15 protein-coding genes and 1 pseudogene are annotated in these 16,421 nt (G+C 71.5%); 10 read left to right on the top strand and 6 right to left on the bottom strand.

The window, feature by feature from the left end; all coding sequences use genetic code 11:
• Window positions 1-208 precede the first annotated feature (208 nt).
• From CP976_RS09865 to CP976_RS09855, 3 genes are all read left to right on the top strand, one after another.
• A complete protein-coding gene (locus CP976_RS09865; RefSeq protein ID WP_190146980.1) occupies window positions 209-1,441 on the top strand; it encodes a DUF5685 family protein in 1,233 nt (410 codons plus the stop codon).
• A 261-nt stretch (window positions 1,442-1,702) separates the two neighbouring features.
• Window positions 1,703-2,608 (top strand): S1 family peptidase, encoded by a 906-nt coding sequence (locus CP976_RS09860; RefSeq protein ID WP_150479998.1) that lies wholly within the window; start codon window positions 1,703-1,705, stop codon window positions 2,606-2,608.
• Between the two features lie 421 nt (window positions 2,609-3,029).
• Window positions 3,030-4,112 carry a S1 family peptidase gene (locus CP976_RS09855; RefSeq protein ID WP_150479997.1) on the top strand — a complete coding sequence of 361 codons (1,083 nt, stop codon included), beginning with the start codon at window positions 3,030-3,032 and terminating at the stop codon, window positions 4,110-4,112.
• Between the two features lie 142 nt (window positions 4,113-4,254).
• On the opposite strand, the gene CP976_RS09850 is transcribed toward CP976_RS09855, so the two are convergent.
• Window positions 4,255-5,259: a DUF3533 domain-containing protein gene (locus CP976_RS09850; protein WP_150479996.1), complete on the bottom strand. Its 1,005-nt coding sequence runs from the start codon at window positions 5,257-5,259 to the stop codon at window positions 4,255-4,257.
• A gap of 154 nt (window positions 5,260-5,413) precedes the next feature.
• Between CP976_RS09850 and CP976_RS09845 the strand changes: the two genes are divergently transcribed.
• The gene (locus CP976_RS09845) at window positions 5,414-8,911 is read left to right on the top strand and encodes a DNA polymerase III subunit alpha (protein ID WP_150479995.1); all 3,498 of its coding nucleotides are present in this window, start codon (window positions 5,414-5,416) and stop codon (window positions 8,909-8,911) included.
• Window positions 8,908-9,891 (top strand): DNA polymerase Y family protein, encoded by a 984-nt coding sequence (locus CP976_RS09840; RefSeq protein ID WP_150479994.1) that lies wholly within the window; start codon window positions 8,908-8,910, stop codon window positions 9,889-9,891. Before CP976_RS09845 ends, CP976_RS09840 begins: the two co-directional genes overlap by 4 nt.
• Window positions 9,892-9,907: 16 nt before the next feature.
• Here the strand turns inward: CP976_RS09840 and CP976_RS09835 are convergent, their stop codons facing one another.
• Window positions 9,908-10,282 carry a cupin domain-containing protein gene (locus CP976_RS09835; RefSeq protein ID WP_150479993.1) on the bottom strand — a complete coding sequence of 125 codons (375 nt, stop codon included), beginning with the start codon at window positions 10,280-10,282 and terminating at the stop codon, window positions 9,908-9,910.
• Window positions 10,283-10,363: 81 nt separating this feature from the next.
• Here CP976_RS09835 and CP976_RS09830 point away from each other — a divergent pair, with 81 nt between their 5' ends.
• Together CP976_RS09830 and CP976_RS09825 are read left to right on the top strand one after the other, a co-directional pair.
• Complete coding sequence (locus tag CP976_RS09830) at window positions 10,364-10,810, top strand: MarR family winged helix-turn-helix transcriptional regulator (RefSeq protein WP_150479992.1); 447 nt, start codon at window positions 10,364-10,366, stop codon at window positions 10,808-10,810.
• Between the two features lie 170 nt (window positions 10,811-10,980).
• A complete protein-coding gene (locus CP976_RS09825) occupies window positions 10,981-11,853 on the top strand; it encodes an esterase/lipase family protein (RefSeq protein ID WP_150479991.1) in 873 nt (290 codons plus the stop codon).
• 73 nt (window positions 11,854-11,926) lie between these two features.
• Here CP976_RS09825 and CP976_RS09820 read toward each other — a convergent pair whose 3' ends face one another.
• Window positions 11,927-12,958, bottom strand: coding sequence for a lytic polysaccharide monooxygenase auxiliary activity family 9 protein (locus CP976_RS09820; RefSeq protein WP_150479990.1), 1,032 nt, complete (start codon window positions 12,956-12,958; stop codon window positions 11,927-11,929).
• Window positions 12,959-13,141: 183 nt separating this feature from the next.
• Here CP976_RS09820 and CP976_RS09815 point away from each other — a divergent pair, with 183 nt between their 5' ends.
• Window positions 13,142-13,591, top strand: coding sequence for a GNAT family N-acetyltransferase (locus tag CP976_RS09815; RefSeq protein ID WP_150479989.1), 450 nt, complete (start codon window positions 13,142-13,144; stop codon window positions 13,589-13,591).
• A 27-nt stretch (window positions 13,592-13,618) separates the two neighbouring features.
• Here the strand turns inward: CP976_RS09815 and CP976_RS44320 are convergent, their stop codons facing one another.
• Entirely contained in the window at window positions 13,619-13,753 is a 135-nt protein-coding gene (locus CP976_RS44320) for a hypothetical protein (protein WP_010046145.1), read from the bottom strand.
• A gap of 139 nt (window positions 13,754-13,892) precedes the next feature.
• On the opposite strand from CP976_RS44320, the pseudogene CP976_RS09805 reads away from it, so the two are divergent.
• Window positions 13,893-14,509 (top strand): annotated as a pseudogene (locus CP976_RS09805) (class I SAM-dependent methyltransferase); the annotation flags it as partial.
• A 23-nt stretch (window positions 14,510-14,532) separates the two neighbouring features.
• Here CP976_RS09805 and CP976_RS09800 read toward each other — a convergent pair.
• Window positions 14,533-15,033, bottom strand: coding sequence for a ribonuclease FAU-1 family protein (locus CP976_RS09800; RefSeq protein ID WP_150479988.1), 501 nt, complete (start codon window positions 15,031-15,033; stop codon window positions 14,533-14,535).
• A complete protein-coding gene (locus CP976_RS09795; RefSeq protein ID WP_150479987.1) occupies window positions 15,014-15,940 on the bottom strand; it encodes a GNAT family N-acetyltransferase in 927 nt (308 codons plus the stop codon). The genes CP976_RS09800 and CP976_RS09795 overlap by 20 nt, the downstream gene beginning before the upstream one ends.
• A 71-nt stretch (window positions 15,941-16,011) precedes the next feature.
• Between CP976_RS09795 and CP976_RS09790 the strand changes: the two genes are divergently transcribed.
• Window positions 16,012-16,380 carry a GntR family transcriptional regulator gene (locus tag CP976_RS09790; RefSeq protein WP_190146979.1) on the top strand — a complete coding sequence of 123 codons (369 nt, stop codon included), beginning with the start codon at window positions 16,012-16,014 and terminating at the stop codon, window positions 16,378-16,380.
• Window positions 16,381-16,421: the final 41 nt, after the last annotated feature.

The following is a 16,421-nucleotide window of genomic DNA, read 5'->3' as shown; positions in this document are numbered from 1 at the left end:
GACGCCGCACGGGGGGTTTGTGACGGTACTGGTGCACAGCGAATCCGTCGAGAGTCCGTGTTTCCCAAGGGTCTTGTCGTAAACGGCTGCTGACTGTGAGTGAAATATGATTCTTCGCGGCGTACGGGTGATGAGCGGTGCGTACGGGTGAACGCGATGGCCGATACCATGCGGCGCCAAACATCGTACGGAGAACCGGGGGGACGTCGTGTTCGGAATGGTCAGGCCCTGTCGGCACCGGCTCGGTGAGAGCCTCACGGCCCAGTGGATGGCGCATTTGTGCGGTCTGTGTCTCGCGCTGCGCGGGGACCACGGTCAGCTCGCGCGCATCGTCACGAACTATGACGGGCTTCTCGTCTCCGTGTTGACGGAGGCTCAGGTGGCGCGGACGCCCGGCGCGTCGAGTGGTGTGGGGCGGCGCACGGCGGGTCCGTGCCCGCTGCGCGGGATGCGCACCGCGTCCGTCGCGCACGGTGAGGGAGCGCGGCTCGCGGCGGCCGTGTCGCTGGTGCTCGCCTCCGCCAAGGTGCGCGACCACGTCGCCGACGGCGACGGACTGCTCGCCCGCGCGCCGGTCGCACGCGCCGCACGCCGGGTCGCCGCGGGCTGGGACCGTGCCGGGGCGCGCACCGGCTCCGCCGTCGGGTTCGACACGGCCGTCCTGGTCGACGCCGTGGACCGGCAGGGCGGCATCGAGGCACTCGCCGGGCCGGGCACGCCGATCCTGACGGTCACCGAACCGACCGAGACCGCGACCGCCGCCGCCTTCGCGCACACGGCGGTCATCGCCGGCCGGCCGCACAACGCCGGACCGCTCGCCGAGGCCGGACGCCTCTTCGGACGGCTGGCCCACCTGCTGGACGCCGTGGAGGATCTGAACTCTGACGCCGCGTCAGGCGCCTGGAATCCGATCGCCGCGACCGGCACCTCACTCGCGGAGGCCCGGCGGCTCGCCGACGACGCGGTGCACGGGGTGCGGCTCGCACTGCGCGAGGCCGAGTTCACCGACGCGAAGCTCGTGCATCTGCTGCTCGTGCACGAACTGCGGCGCTCGGTGGACCGGGCGTTCGGCACGGTGCCGGTGTGCGCCTCACACCAGGGCGGCCCGTACGGGCAGCAGCCGCCTCAGGGGCCGCACGGTGCTCCGCAGAACCCGTACGCCGGCGGTGGCGGAAACCCGTACGCGGGTCATGGAGGAAACCCGTACGCAGGTGGGGGAGGAGGGTACGGCGGCGGCGGCGGTTTCGGTGGCGGCGTGCCGGCGCCCCAGCCGCCCCGGGGGCGACGCGGGTTCTGGGCCGGCTGCGGGATGTTCTGGCTGCTGTGCTGCACCTGCAAGCTGTGCTGCGCCAAGGAGTACGAGGGGCCGTGGTCCCGCAAGAAGCGTGAAGGCTGCTGCCGGGATTGCGACTGCGACGGGTGCGACTGCTGCTGCCCCTGAGGCGGCTGACTCTTGCCGTATCCCTTGCGCGCTGCTGCGGAAGGGGTGCGATCGCCCGTCATGTCGCGGCCTTGTGACAGCCCTTCAAAAGGCCGCGGCCGAAAGGCCCTCTTGCGCCTACCGGCCGTTCGGCCGAATACTCCCCCCAGCGCTTGTCAGGGGCACGGCGGGTTCGGAATCCGAACAAGCCGGTCCCGGACTGCGCCTCACGGGCCCGAAACCCCACGAGGGCCCCCTACTTCCTTTGTGGAGGAACGAAAAGTGAGGATCAAGCGCACCACCCCCCGCAGCGGCATTACGAGACGGACCCGGCTGATCGCCGTTTCCACCGGCCTCGTGGCCGCCGCCGCGATCGCGATCCCCAGCGCGAACGCGTCCGACACCCCCGCCACCTTCAGCGCCACCGAGCTCAAGAGCGCCAGCAGCTCCCTCCTGAAGGCCGACATCCCGGGCACCGCCTGGGCCGTCGACAGCAAGACCAACCGCGTGCTCCTGACCGTCGACAGCACGGTCACCCAGGCCGAGATAGCGAAGATCAAGCAGCAGGCCGGCGCCAACGCCGACGCGCTCACGATCAAGCGCACCCCCGGCAAGTTCAACAAGCTGATCCAGGGCGGCGACGCCATCTATGCGAGTAGCTGGCGCTGCTCCCTCGGCTTCAACGTCCGTGCCAGCAACGGCACCGAGTACTTCCTGACCGCCGGTCACTGCACCGACGGCGCGGGCACCTGGTACTCCAACTCCGGCCGCACCACGGTCATCGGCTCGACCGCCGGCTCCAGCTTCCCGGGCAACGACTACGGCCTCGTCCGCTACAGCGGCTCCGTCAGCCGTCCCGGCACCGCGAACGGCGTGGACATCACGCGCGCGGCCACCCCGAGCGTGGGCACCACCGTCATCCGCGACGGCTCCACGACCGGTACGCGCAGCGGCCGTGTCACCGCCCTCAACGCCACCGTCAACTACGGCGGCGGGGACATCGTCTCCGGCCTGATCCAGACCACCGTCTGCGCGGAGCCCGGTGACTCCGGCGGGTCGCTCTACGGCAGCAACGGTGTCGCCTACGGCCTGACCTCCGGCGGCAGCGGCAACTGCTCCTCCGGTGGTACGACGTTCTTCCAGCCCGTCACGGAGGCCCTGAGTGCCTACGGGGTCAGCGTGTACTAGACCGGGCGGTCCCGGTCGGTAGCAGGCTGAGTCTCTGTGCCCCCGCACGCACTGCGTGCGGGGGTTTCCCCTTTTTTAGGCGGTATCACGTGAGTTGATGGGGTGCGGGGGCTTTGAGTGGGGTTGCCGCAGGCTGGCCAGACGGGCGATTTTCAGCCACTGCCAGACCTCACAGAGTGGGCACACGTTACTCACGCGTAGTGTTTGCAGTGTGAACGCGCGTGAAGCGGGTGTGAGTTGGTCCGATTTGACCGTGGACGGTCAAAATGAGGGGGCGTGTGTTCCGTAATCTACGCGCGTCCTGAACTCGACCTTGTGTGCTCCCCGTTGTCCTCGGAATAGTGGGCGCTCGTCAACAAAGCCTTCCGGTTCGCGAGGTCCCCACAACCTCTCGGGCCGACCCCCCACAGGAGGACGCGAGTTGAAGCACCGACGCATACCCAAGCGGCGTGCAGCCGTGGCAGGTGGCGGTATCGCCGCACTGGTCGCCGCGGGAGTCACCTTCCAGACTGCGAACGCGAGCGAGACCCCGGAGGCCTCCGCACCCCGGACCCTGTCGGTCACGGCGGCCGGAAAGCTCGCCTCGACGCTGGCCGAGGACCTCGGCGCCGACGCGGCGGGCACGTACTACGACACGAAGAGCAAGAAGCTCGTGGTGAACGTGCTCGACGAGGCCGCGGCCGAAGCCGTCGAGAAGGCCGGAGCCAAGGCGAGAGTCGTGGCGAACTCTCTCGCCGAACTCAAGAGCGCCCGCGGCACGCTGAAGCAGGACGCGACGATTCCGGGCACCTCCTGGGTGACCGACCCGACGACCAACAAGGTCGTCGTCACCGCCGACCGCACGGTGTCCAAGGCCGAGTGGGCGAAGCTCACGAAGGTCGTCGACGGGCTCGGTGCGAAGGCCGAACTCAAGCGGACGAAGGGCGAGTACAAGCCCTTCATCGCCGGTGGTGACGCGATCACCGGCGGCAGCGGCCGCTGCTCGCTCGGCTTCAACGTCGTCAAGGGCGGCGAGCCGTTCTTCCTGACCGCCGGGCACTGCACCGAGGGCATCTCGACGTGGTCGGACTCCAGCGGCAAGGAGATCGGCACCAACGCGGACTCCAGCTTCCCGGGTGACGACTACGGGCTGGTCAAGTACACCGCGGAGGTGGCTCACCCGAGTGAGGTGAACCTCTACAACGGCTCGACGCAGAAGATCACGGGCGCCGCCGAGGCGACGGTCGGCATGGAGGTCACGCGGAGCGGCTCGACCACCCAGGTGCACGACGGGAAGGTCACGGGGCTGGACGCCACCGTGAACTACGGCAACGGCGACATCGTGAACGGTCTGGTCCAGACCGACGTGTGCGCGGAGCCCGGTGACAGTGGTGGCTCGCTCTTCTCGGGGAGCAACGCGATCGGGCTGACGTCCGGTGGCAGTGGTGACTGCACGTCCGGTGGGGAGACGTTCTTCCAGCCTGTGACGGAGGCGCTGTCGGCTACCGGGACCGAGATCGGCTGAGCTCTGGTTCTGGGTTTGTGAAGTCCCGCCCCTTGTGTGAGGGGCGGGACTTTGCGTTTGCCGCCGGCCTCCGGTGGTCGGGCGGGGTGCCTGCGGTGGCCTGGGCCGGTGTGGTGGGGGTTCGCGTAGCGCCTTCGCGGGGCTACTGCGCCTTGCGGTGGGTCGCGGATGCCGCCACCGTGATCGCCGCTCCCACCACTGCCCATGCCGCCAGTACCAGGATGGGAGTGGTCAGGGCGTTGTTCTCGAAGTAGGCGATCGAGCGCGTCGACCAGGTGCCGGCGCCCGGGGGCAGGGCCGGGCCGATGGCCTTCCAGAAGGGTGGGAGGAGGGGTGGGGGCAGGGCGCCGCCCGCGCTGGGGTTGCCCAGGATCACCACCAGCAGGATGACCAGGCCGATGCCGATCGTGCCGAAGACGCCCTGGAGGGCCAGGGTGGCCGCGCCCACGGCGAAAATGATCAAGGTGCCCAGGCCCCAGAGGGCTGCTGTGCTGCCGGGGAGGGCGTCGAGGACCGGGCCGGCGATGAGGGCTCCGCCGAGGCCGCCGAGGATCGCGACCAGGGCCATGACCGCCAGGCGGATCGCGGCGCGCTGGGGGTTCGACGGCTTGGCTCCCGCGCTGATGGCCAGGGCCGCGGCGCCCAGGTAGCCGCCCACGCACCAGCCGACCACCAGGTAGAAGGACGAGAGCCCGTTGGGGTCGTGGGCGGCCGACGGGATGACGTCGACCGTCCGTAACGTGCGTTTGTCCGATCTCTCCAGGGTGGTGACGAGGGTGGTCAGGGTGGTGGAGAGGACCCTGCCGCCGCCGGAGGCGACCAGGAGGGTGTCGGTGCCGGTGGGGTCGATGATCAGGGCGCCGTCGATGTCCCGGTTCGTGATCTCGCTCCGGGCCGTGGACTCGTCGGGCAGTGCGCGGGGGTCCAGGGGAGAGCCGGGCAGGCGGTCCAGTCGGGTCACCGCCTGATCGGACGCGGCTCCGGGGGCGACCACCGCGAAGGGCACGTCCTTCGGCTTCGGGTCGTGCAGCGCTCCCACGTAGGAGGCGATGAACAGGAGCTGGAGTGCGATCACGCCGACGATGAGCAGGGTGGCCCGCGGGGTGACGGCGTCTCTCACCTCGTCGCGGAACGAGCGGTGCGGCATGCCTCCACGGTCGGGGGCGTTCCGGTGTTTCCGCAGGTGGGGCGGGGCCGAACGGATGTCGCACATGCATTCGAGAATTGGTCTATGGTGGGGGTGAGGTAGCTGGGAACAGATGTTCGAGAGCCGGTGTGGTTCACGAGTGCGGGAGGTGCGTGTGCCGGGGTTCACGCATCTGCACACCGTCTCCGGATTCTCGTTGCGGTATGGAGCCTCGCACCCGGAGCGGCTGGCCGAGCGTGCCTCCGAGCGGGGCATGGACGCCCTGGCTCTCACCGATCGCGACACGCTCGCCGGTGCCGTCCGGTTCGCCAAGGCCTGTGCGAAGGCGGGGGTCCGTCCGGTGTTCGGGGCGGATCTGGCGGTGGCGGGAGCGGAGCCCCCCGAGCCCGGGGCCGGGCGGGGGCGGCGCCGGACTCCCGTGCGCGGTGGCGCCTTCGTCGACGAGTCGGCTCCCCGCGTGACCTTTCTCGCCCGGGACGGTGCCCGTGGGTGGGCCGGGCTGTGCCGGCTCGTCTCCGCGGTGCATGAGGGGGAAGGGGCGCCCCTGCTGCCCTGGGAGCGCAATCACGCCGAGGGTGTGACCGTGCTGCTCGGGCCCGACTCGGATGTGGGGCGTGCCCTGGCCGCCGGGCGTCCCGACCGTGCGGCGCGGCTGCTCGTGCCCTGGCGGGAGGTCTACGGCGACGCCCTGCGGCTGGAGGCCGTCTGGCATGGCCGGAAAGGCACGGGTCCCGGCTCCCTGCGGCTGGCCGCCCGGACCGTCGGGTTCGCCGCCGAGCAGCGGATCCGCCCCGTGCTCAGCAACGCCGTACGGTACGCCGACCCGGGGCTGGGGCCGGTCGCCGACGTGCTGGACGCCGCGCGCCGGTTGGTGCCCGTCGACCCGACCAAGGAGCTGGACTCCGGCGAGGCCTGGCTCAAGGGCGCGGGGGCCATGCTGCATGCCGCCGAGCGGATCGTGGAGGCCGCGGGGTTCCGGCGTGACACCGCTCATCGGCTGATGGAGCAGACCGAGGCCACGGCCGTCGAGTGCCTGGTCGATCCCGAGGACGACCTCGGGATCGGTACCGTCCACTTCCCCGAGCCGCATCTGGTCGGCGCCGACCGCCGTACCGCCCAGCGGACGCTGGCCTCGCGGGCGGCGGCGGGGATGGTGCTGCGCGGGTACGACCGGCGGCGGGAGTACTGGGAGCGGATGCACCACGAGCTGGACATCATCGCTCACCACGGCTTTGCTTCTTATTTTCTGACCGTTGCCCAAGTGGTCGACGACGTACGGGAGATGGGCATCCGGGTCGCCGCCCGGGGGTCCGGTGCGGGGTCGCTCGTCAACCATCTGCTCGGGATCGCGCACGCCGATCCCATCGAGCACCGGCTGCTGATGGAGCGGTTCCTGTCGAAGGAGCGGGTCGTGCTGCCCGACATCGACATCGACGTGGAGTCCGCGCGCCGGCTGGAGGTCTACCGCGCGATCATCAGCCGGTTCGGCACCGAGCGGGTCGCGACGGTCGCGATGCCGGAGACGTATCGCGTGCGGCACGCGATCCGTGATGTGGGGGCCGCCCTGTCGATGGATCCGGCCGAGATCGACCGTGTGGCCAAGTCCTTTCCCCATATCCGGGCGCGGGACGCCCGCGCCGCGCTGGAGGAGCTGCCCGAGCTGCGGGCGCTGGCGGGGGAGAAGGAGAGGTACGGGAGGCTGTGGGAGCTGGTCGAGGCGCTGGACGCGCTGCCGCGCGGAGTGGCCATGCATCCGTGCGGGGTGCTGCTGTCCGACGCTTCCCTGCTGGCCCGTACGCCGGTCATGCCGACCAGCGGCGAGGGCTTTCCGATGTCGCAGTTCGACAAGGACGACGTCGAGGACCTCGGGCTGCTCAAGCTGGACGTGCTGGGGGTGCGGATGCAGTCGGCGATGGCGCACGCCGTGGCGGAAGTGGAGCGGGTGTCGGGCGTCAGGGTCGATCTGGACGCCCTGCCGCCGGGGGATCCGGAGACGTACCGGCTGGTCCGGTCCACCGAGACGCTCGGCTGCTTCCAGATCGAGTCGCCGGGGCAGCGGGACCTGGTCGGGCGGCTCCAGCCGGCCGGCTTCCACGACCTGGTCGTCGACATCTCGCTGTTCCGGCCCGGGCCGGTCGCCGCCGACATGGTGCGGCCGTTCATCGAGGCGCGGCACGGGCGGGCGCCGATCCGCTATCCGCACCCGGATCTTGAGGAGCCGCTGAAGGAGACGTACGGGGTCGTCGTCTTCCACGAGCAGATCATCGACATCGTCGACATCATGACCGGCTGCGGGCGCGGTGAGGCGGACCGGGTGCGGCGCGGGCTGTCGGATCCGGAGTCGCAGGAGCGGATCAAGGTGTGGTTCGCGCAGCACGCGGCGGCGAACGGGTATGACGCGGAAACGATTCAGCGGACGTGGGAGATCATCGAGGCCTTCGGGTCGTACGGCTTCTGCAAGGCCCACGCGGTCGCCTTCGCCGTACCGACCTACCAGTCGGCGTGGCTGAAAGCGCATCACCCGGCCGCCTTCTACGCGGGGTTGCTCACGCACGACCCCGGCATGTATCCGAAGCGGCTGCTGCTGGCGGACGCGCGGCGGCGCGGGGTTCCGGTGCTGCCGTTGGATGTGAACACGTCGGGCGTCGCACACCGTATCGAACTGGTGTCCGGTAAATGGGGTCTGCGGCTGGCGCTCTCCGATGTGCACGGCATCAGTGAGGCCGAGGCGGCGCGGATCGCCGAAGGGCAGCCGTACGCCTCGCTGGTCGACTTCTGGGAGCGGGGCCGGCCCAGCCGTCCGCTGGCCCAGCGGCTCGCGCAGGTGGGAGCGCTGGACGCGTTCGGCGCCAACCGCCGTGATCTGCAACTGCATCTGACCGAGCTGCACCGGGGCGCGCGGGGCGCGGGCGGTGGCCAGCTCCCACTGGCCGGCGGGCGGAAGACCGCCCCGGCCGGACTGCCCGACCTCACCTCCTCGGAGCGGCTCAGCGCCGAGCTGGGCGTGCTGTCCATGGACGCCTCGCGCAATCTGATGGACGATCACCGGGCGTTCCTCGACGAGTTGGGCGTGGTGTCGGCGCGGCGGCTGCGCGAGGCCCGGCACGGGGAGACGGTGCTGGTCGCGGGCGCCAAGGCGGCCACCCAGACGCCGCCGATCCGGTCCGGCAAGCGGGTCATCTTCAGCACCCTGGACGACGGCACGGGCCTGGTCGACCTCGCCTTCTTCGACGACTCCCACGACGCCTGCGCCCACACCGTCTTCCACTCCTGGCTGCTGCTGGTGCGCGGGGTGGTGCAGCGGCGCGGCCCGCGCAGCCTCAGCGTCGTGGGCGCAGCCGCCTGGAACCTCGCGGAGCTGCTGGAGGTGCGCCGGGAGGAGGGGCTGGAGGGAGTCGCGGCCCGGCTGGCCGGCGCCGGTGATTCCGGCGGCCCCGGCGAGGACGGTGAGGGGGCCGCGCGCCGGCGGCTCGCCGGTTCGGAGGGGGCGCCCGCACCCACGGGTTCGGCGGCCCAGGATCCGATGGAGCAGCGGAAGGTCCGCATGTCCACGGGGTACGAGATGCACCCCTGGGCCGATCTGCGTCCCGCGGGCGAAGGGTCCGCGGTGGGAAGAAAGTTGTGGCACCAGAGTCCGGGGAGTGCGGGATGACCATCCTCTGCGTACGTTTCCAGCTGCCTCCGACGCGCGAGGCCGACCTGCCCCGACTGCTCGGGATGCTCGAGGAGTTCACCCCCGTCGTCCAGGCCCTGCCACCGGACGGGGCACTGGCCGATCTGCGGGGTGCCGAGCGGTACTTCGGGCGGGGCGCCGTCGAACTGGCCTCGGTGATCCGGGTGCGGTCGCTCGCGCTGTACGGGGTCGACTGCGTGATCGGTGCCGGGCCCGGGCCGATGCTGGCCCGCGTGGCGCTGCGCGACGCCGTGCCCGGGGTGACGTGTGCGGTGCCCGAGGGGCAGGAGGCCATCGCGGAGTTCCTCGCGGACAAGCCCGTCGCCGCGCTGCCCGGCGTGGGCGCCGCGACCGCCCGTACGCTGGGCGACTACGGCCTCGACACCCTCGGCCGGGTCGCCGCCGCGCCGCTGTCCACGCTCCAGCGGCTGATCGGCGCGAAGGCCGGCCGAGAACTGCACGAGAAGGCGAACGGCGTCGACCGCGGCCGGGTCGTACCGAACGCCGTCTCCCGCTCCCTCGCCACGGAACGCCCCTTCGACCGCGACGAACTGGACCCGGACCGCCACCGCCGCGCCCTGCTGTCGGCCGCCGAGGATATCGGCGCCCGGTTGCGCGCCCTGGAGAAGGTCTGCCGCACGCTCACCCTCACCGTGCGCTACGCCGACCGCTCGGCGACTACCCGCAGCCGCACGCTGACCGAGCCGACCGCGCACTCGCCGGACCTGACCAGGGCCGCGTACGGCATGTACGAGGCACTCGGCCTGCAACGCGCCCGGGTCCGCGCGATCGCCCTGCGCGCCGAGGGGCTCGACCCCGCCGACCAGGCCTCCCACCAGCTGACCTTCGACCCGGTGGACGAGAAGATCCGCCGCATCGAGGAGGTCGCGGACCGAGCACGGGTGAAGTTCGGCCCGCGGGCGGTGATGCCCGGGGGACTAGCGGGACTGGCGGCGTAGATCCTTCTGCGTGACGTCAGTTGGCCCACGGCGGCACGACGCGGGTGCCGTCGGCGAGTCGTGCCTCCAGGCCGACGGAGGTGGTCACCCAGGAGTACGCGGTCCGGTCGGTGGGGTTCTCGACGGTCAGGGTGGCGCCGGGGTTGATGATCACCGTGTCGCCCGCCGCGATCCGCTCGGTGCGGCCGTCGAGGGTGATCAGCAGCTCGCCGTCGAGCAGATGGAAGATCTCCTCCCGGCTGACCGTGTGCGCGGGCGCCTTGAGACCGGCGGGGATCTCGCCGCGCCAGGCGCACAGCTCCTTGCTCCCGCTGCGCGGTGTGGCGTACGAGACGAAGCGGGCGCCGTGGATCTCGTGAGTGACGGCTTCGGACGATCGGACGACGGGCATGAGGGCCTCCCAAGTAGTCAAGTAGCTTGACTACATAGTCAAGCTACTTGACCACCTCGTCAAGGGTGTTTCAATGCATGCGTGCAGAACTCCGAGGCCATGGCCCTCTCCGCCGCCCTGCTCGCCGCCGCCGGCGGGCTCACGCAACGCATCCACGAGGGCGTGGTCGCTCGCGGCTTCGAGGGGCTGCGGCCCGCGCACGGCTTCGCTTTCGCCCGGCTCGCCCCGGACGGCGCGACGGTCACCGACCTGGCCGCCCACCTCGGGGTGACCAAGCAGGCCGCCAGCCAGCTCGTGGACGAGATGGTGCGCAAGGGATACGCCGAGCGGCGGCCGCACCCCGACGACGCGCGGGCGCGGCTGGTCGTGCTGACCGTGCGGGGGTGGGAGTGCACGCGGGCGGCGGAGGAGGCGGCCGCGGAAGCCGTGCGGGAATGGGGGGACACGCTGGGGGAGAGGGAAGTGCGGGCGCTCGGGGAGCAGTTGCTGCGGATCGCTCCGCACGGGTCCATCCGGCCCGCCTGGTGAAGGGGCGTCAGGCGGGCCCACGCTGCCGGTTACCACTGGAAGTTTTTACTGACGCGTAACTTCCCAGTTGGACTACTCGCTCGTAACTTGACGAGTGAACAGCATCCCGTGATCCGGATCACAGGGCGTCGTGCCGTCGCACCTCCCTTGAGCCGCAAGGAGATCACTCGATGCTGCCCTGGAAACGAGTGCTCAGACCCCTGGCCGCGCTGCTGCTGACCGCCGCGGCCGTCACCGCCCCCGCCACCACCGCCCAAGCCACCGCCCGGACCGCCGGTGCCCCGAGCTCCGGCTGGAACGACTACTCCTGCAAGCCGTCCGCCGCCCATCCCCGCCCCGTCGTCCTCGTCCACGGCACCCTCGGGAACTCCGTCGACAACTGGCTGGGCCTCGCCCCCTATCTGAAGGTCCGCGGCTACTGCGTCTTCTCCCTCGACTACGGCCAACTCGAGGGCGTCCCCTTCTTCCACGGCCTCGGACCCGTCGAGAAGTCGGCCGGGCAGCTCAAGGACTTCGTCGACAAGGTGCTCGCCGCCACCGGCGCGGCCGAGGCCGACGTCGTCGGACACTCGCAGGGCGGCATGATGCCCCGCTACTACCTGCGCTTCCTCGGCGGAGCCGCCAAGGTGAACGCCCTGGTCGGCATCGCGCCCAGCAACCACGGCACCACGCTGAACGGCTTCACCAACCTGCTGCCGTACTTCCCGGGCGCCGGGGACCTGTTGGCGAAGAACACTCCCGCCCTCGCCGACCAGGTCGCCGGCTCCGACTTCCTCGACCGGCTCAACGCGGGCGGCGACACCGTGCCAGGCGTCCGCTACACCGTCATCGCCACCAAGTACGACCAGGTGGTCACGCCGTGGCGCAGCCAGTACCTGAGCGGGCCGGACGTGCGCAACGTCCTGCTCCAGGACCTGTGCCCGGCCGACCTGTCCGAGCACGTGGCCGTCGGGCTGCTGGACAGGGTCGCCTTCCACGAGGTGGCCAACGCCCTCGACCCGGCGCGGGCCAGGCCCACGACCTGCGCGTCGGCGTTCGACTGACACGTGTACACGTACAGGGAAACACTTCGGGGCCTGTCCGGCCTGAGCCGCCGGACAGGCCCCGAGTCCTGGGTCAGCGCCCGTGGCGACTTCCGCTCACCGTCCGGCGCCGGGCCGACAGGAACAGGGCCGACGAGCCGAGCGCCAGCGCGGCCGCCCCGCCGATCGCGAGGTACGGGGTGCCGCTGTCGCCGCCGGTCTCGGCGAGGTTCTCCGTGGCGCCGGCCGCCTTCGGCCGGTTGGGAGCGGCCTCGGCCTGCGTGGGCCGGCTCGGGGCGGCTTCGGCCTGTGTGGGCCGGTCCGGGCCGGGGCTCTCCGGGGCCGCGGCCGGCTCGGCCGAGGTGCTGGGGTCGTCGTCGCCGTGCCCGTCGTGCTCGATCGTCGACTTGTCGTTGCCCGCCTCGATCTGCTCCTTGGTGGGAGCGGAGGCCGTCGGGGCCGGGGCGGTGCCGCCGGCCGCGCTGTCACCGCCGCCGAAGCTGACGTCCGAGCAGGAGTAGAACGCCTCCGGGCTGTCCGACCGCTGCCAGACCGCGTACAGCAGATGCCTGCCGGACCGCTCGGGCAGGCTGCCGGAGAAGGTATAGAAGCCGCCCGACGCGGCCGGGTCGGTGGCCGTCGCGACCGGGCGCCCCAGGTCCAGATCGTTCCAGGCGAGCGGCTTGGCCGGGTCGTAGCCGGGCTTGGTGATGTACACCTTGAAGGTGCCCTTGTGAGGGGCCGTCACGCGGTACCTGAAGGTGTGCGAGCCGCCGCGCACCCCGGTCGCCGGCCAGTCGGCGCGGGCCAGGTCGAGCCCCTTGAACTGCTCGTTGTTCGCACTGCACAGCTTGCCGTCCGGGATGAGCTGCCGGTGCCGACCGCCCGCGTCCCCGATGCGGATGCCGTTCCAGTCGTAGAGGGCCTGCGTACCACCCGCCGCGACCGCCGCCTTGCACGCGGCCGACTCGGGGCTCTCCGGGCCCTCGGCGTAGCACTGCGAGACCCGGCTGACCGGGTCGCCCATCGAACCGTGCGCCGCCGCCGGCGTGGCGGTCAGCCCGGTCAGGGCGAGCGGGAGGGCGCCGAGGGCGGCGACGGTGACTGCCGTGCGGCGTGCGGGCATGCGGGAACTCCTCGAAACGGTACGTGGGGACAGGCCGGGCCGGGGTGGGCCGGATCCCGTGGGGGCGATCCGAAGCTAGCCCCTGAGAACCGCAAAATCGCCTGCTGAAGGCGGGTGAGGGAGATCCTTATGGCCGCGTTAAGGGAGTGCTCAGACTGGCATCAGGTAGGTACCGTGCGGGACATGGAGGACGAGGAGATCCGGCCGGCCGGCGCGGCCGACGTACCGGTCGTCAAGGACGTGATCGACGCGGCCTTCCGCCCCTACATCGAGCGCATCGGGCGGGTGCCGCAGCCCATGGAGGAGGACCACGCGGCGAACGTGGCCGCGGGCAAGGTGTACGTGACGGGCGAGCCCGTGACCGGCCTCGTCGTGGTCGAGGCGTTCGAGGACCATCTCTTCCTCGACATCATCGCCGTCCACCCCACCGCGCACGGCGGGGGAGTGGGGCGACGGCTGCTGCGCTTCGTGGACGCGCACGCGCGTGCGCTGGCGCTGCCCGAGGTCAGGCTCTACACGAACGCGCTGATGTGGGAGAACCAGAAGATCTATCCGAAGTACGGCTATGAGTTGGTGGAGCGACGACTGGACGGGCCCTACGACCGCGTCCACTACCGTAAGCGGCTGTTCTGAACGGGTCTCGTGATCGGTACCGGCCGCTCAGGCGTCCGGCCACCACGTGCGTGCGATGTCCTTGCGGACTTCCGGGCGTCCCGCGGGACGCTCGTCGGCCTCCTCGCGGGCCCGGCGGACGTCCGTCTTCTTCAGGGGCTTCTGCACGGTCACACGGCGCATGGCTGCCTCCTTAAGGGTCTACCGGGTTCCGCGTTCTCACGGAGGTAGACCTTTCGGGGGAGAGTTCCTCATCGCTCCTGGTCTGTCAGTGGCGGCTGTCACGATTCGAGTGTCAGTGGCGGGTGTCACTCTTGGGCACATGGCGAACGACAGTGACGCAACGACCTCGGGGAACACCGGCGCCGACATGGACTGGGACGCGCGGGCCGCCGGCTTCGACGAGGAGCCGGACCACGGACTGCGCGACCCGGAGGTGCGCCGGGCCTGGGCCGCGCGGCTGCGCTCCTGGCTGCCCGGGCGGGCCGGTGACGTCCTGGATCTCGGCTGCGGCACCGGCAGTCTGTCGCTCCTCGCGTCCGAGCAGGGGCACAGAGTGACGGGTGTGGATCTCTCCCGGCGATGGTGACGCTCGCCCGGCAGAAACTGGCCGGGCGTGACGCGGCGTTCCTCATCGGTGACGCGGCGGCACCACCGGTCGGGGAGCAGCGCTTCGACGCCGTGCTCGTCCGGCATGTCCTGTGGGCCCTGCCCGACCCCGGCCGCGCTCTGCGGCACTGGGCCGGGCTGCTGCGGCCGGGAGGGCGGCTCGTGCTGGTCGAGGGCGTGTGGGGGACGGCCGGGCCGGTCGGGATACCGGCGGAGCGGCTCACCGGCCTTCTCACGCCGATCGCCGGGCAGGTGAGGGTGGAGCGGCTGTCCGGCGATCCCCTGCTGTGGGGCGGGGAGGTGACGGACGAGCGGTACGCGGTGGTGGCCGTGACGGCGTGAAGGGGGAGGGTTCAGGCCAGGAGCGCGGTGAAATCGCCGCCGCGGGCCAGTGCCTCCAGTTCGTCGAGCGCGGCGAGCGCGGCTGCTGCTGCCTCGGGGTCCGTCTTGTCGATGCCGCTGTCGGCGAACTCGTCCTCGTCCAGGCGCCGTACGTCCGTGCCGTCCGCGGAGACCCACAGGTCCAGGTCGAGGTCCTCCACGACCAGCTCGGGGCCGGAGCGCGCGGCGGGGCGGGTGATGTCGCAGTACCAGCCCTTCAGCGCGCCCGTGGCGGAGCGGACCTCCTTCACCGCGTACCAGCGGTCACGCCAGTAGTACTCCGTGAAGACGTCCCCCGGCTCGAAGCGGACGAAGCCGAAGTCGCGGACGCCGCTGCCCGCCCACGGGGCGCGGACCGCGACACGGGTGCCGTCGTCCGTCAGGAGCTCACCGGCGTACCGGATCTTCGTACGGCCCGCCTTGACGAGCACGACGTCCAGCCGGCCGGACCCGTCAGCCGAGTTCGCGGACATAGCGCACTTCCTTCGCACAGATCTCGTAGCCGAACCACTTGTTGATGGCGATCATCGGCTCGTTGCCGGTGTCGTTACCCGTGAACGCCTCCGTGTACCCGGCGGCACGGGCCCGGTGCAGGGAGTCGTTCTTGGCGAGCTTCGCCAGGCCCCGGCCGCGGAAGGCGCGGGCGGTGCCGGTCATGGCGGTCCCGTAGCGGCTGCCGTCCGTGTGCGCCACGCTGAAGGCGGCGGGGCGGCCGTCGACGACCGCCACCGTGGTCAGCTCGCGGTTGAGGAGCGGGTGCTTCCAGTTCTGTTCCAGCCAGGCCTCGTAGTCCGTGAACTCGGCCTCGATGTCCCCCGGTTCGTCCGACACCGTCTCGGCGTCCAGTTCGAACATCGGGCGCGGGTCGTCCGCGAAGTCTGCGGCCGTGCGCAGCTCGACACCGGCCGGCGGGTCCTCGCGCGGCGGCAGCGTGCCGCCCGCCAGGTCGAGGCGCAGGAAGTAGGCGGAGCGGCTGGCCCGGAAGCCGTGCCGCTCGGCGAAGGCGAGGTTGTCCGGCTCGTCCAGCACCCAGGCGAACAGCTTCCGCACGCCCAGCCCCGCCAGGCGCTCCTCGGCGGTGCGCAGCAGGAGCGAACCGGCGCCGCGCCGCGTGCGGTCGGGGCGCACGTAGATGTTGGCGGAGCCCTGGCCGGGCTCCGGGCTCTCGTGGGCGACGCTGATCTGGGCCGTGCCGATGATCTCGCCGTCCTCCTCGGCGACGAGCTGCCCGAAGTGGGCGTCCGGGTGGGCGCCGGTCAGGGTGTGCACCACGGACTCGGGCGTGGACAGCATGTAGGGCAGGGCGAGGCGGCGGGTCCGGGAGAACCCCTCGGCGTCGGCTCGGACATCGGGTCGCAGGTCGCGCACGATCACGGTCATGGAGGCGCACGTTACGCGGGGGCGCACGCCGGGTGCCTCCCATTTTCCGTCGGGTACGGGACAATCGGCCTGTGACCTTGAAGATCGACATCGACGACAGTGCTCCGCCGTACGAGCAGGTGCGGGCGCGGATCTCCGAGCAGGCGCGTTCGGGGGAGCTGCCGGTGGGATACCGGCTGCCGACCGTGCGGGGGCTGGCCGAGTCGCTGGGGCTCGCCGCGAACACGGTCGCCAAGGCGTACCGGGCGCTGGAGGCGGACGGCGTGATCGAGACGCGCGGGCGCCACGGCACGTTCGTGGCCGCCGCCGGCTCGGCGGCGGACCGGGAGCTGGCGGTCGCCGCCCAGGCGTACGTGGAGCGGGCTCGAAGGCTCGGGCAGGGGGAGGACGCGGCACTCGCCGCGGTACGGGACGCCCTGCGGGCGGCTTACGGGGAGTAAGGCTCAGAGGGGGGCCGCACGGGCCCGCACAGCGGCACCGC

Source organism: Streptomyces coeruleorubidus, assembly GCF_008705135.1.
GTDB lineage: Bacteria > Actinomycetota > Actinomycetes > Streptomycetales > Streptomycetaceae > Streptomyces > Streptomyces coeruleofuscus.
This window is presented reverse-complemented; position numbering and strand designations above follow the sequence as displayed.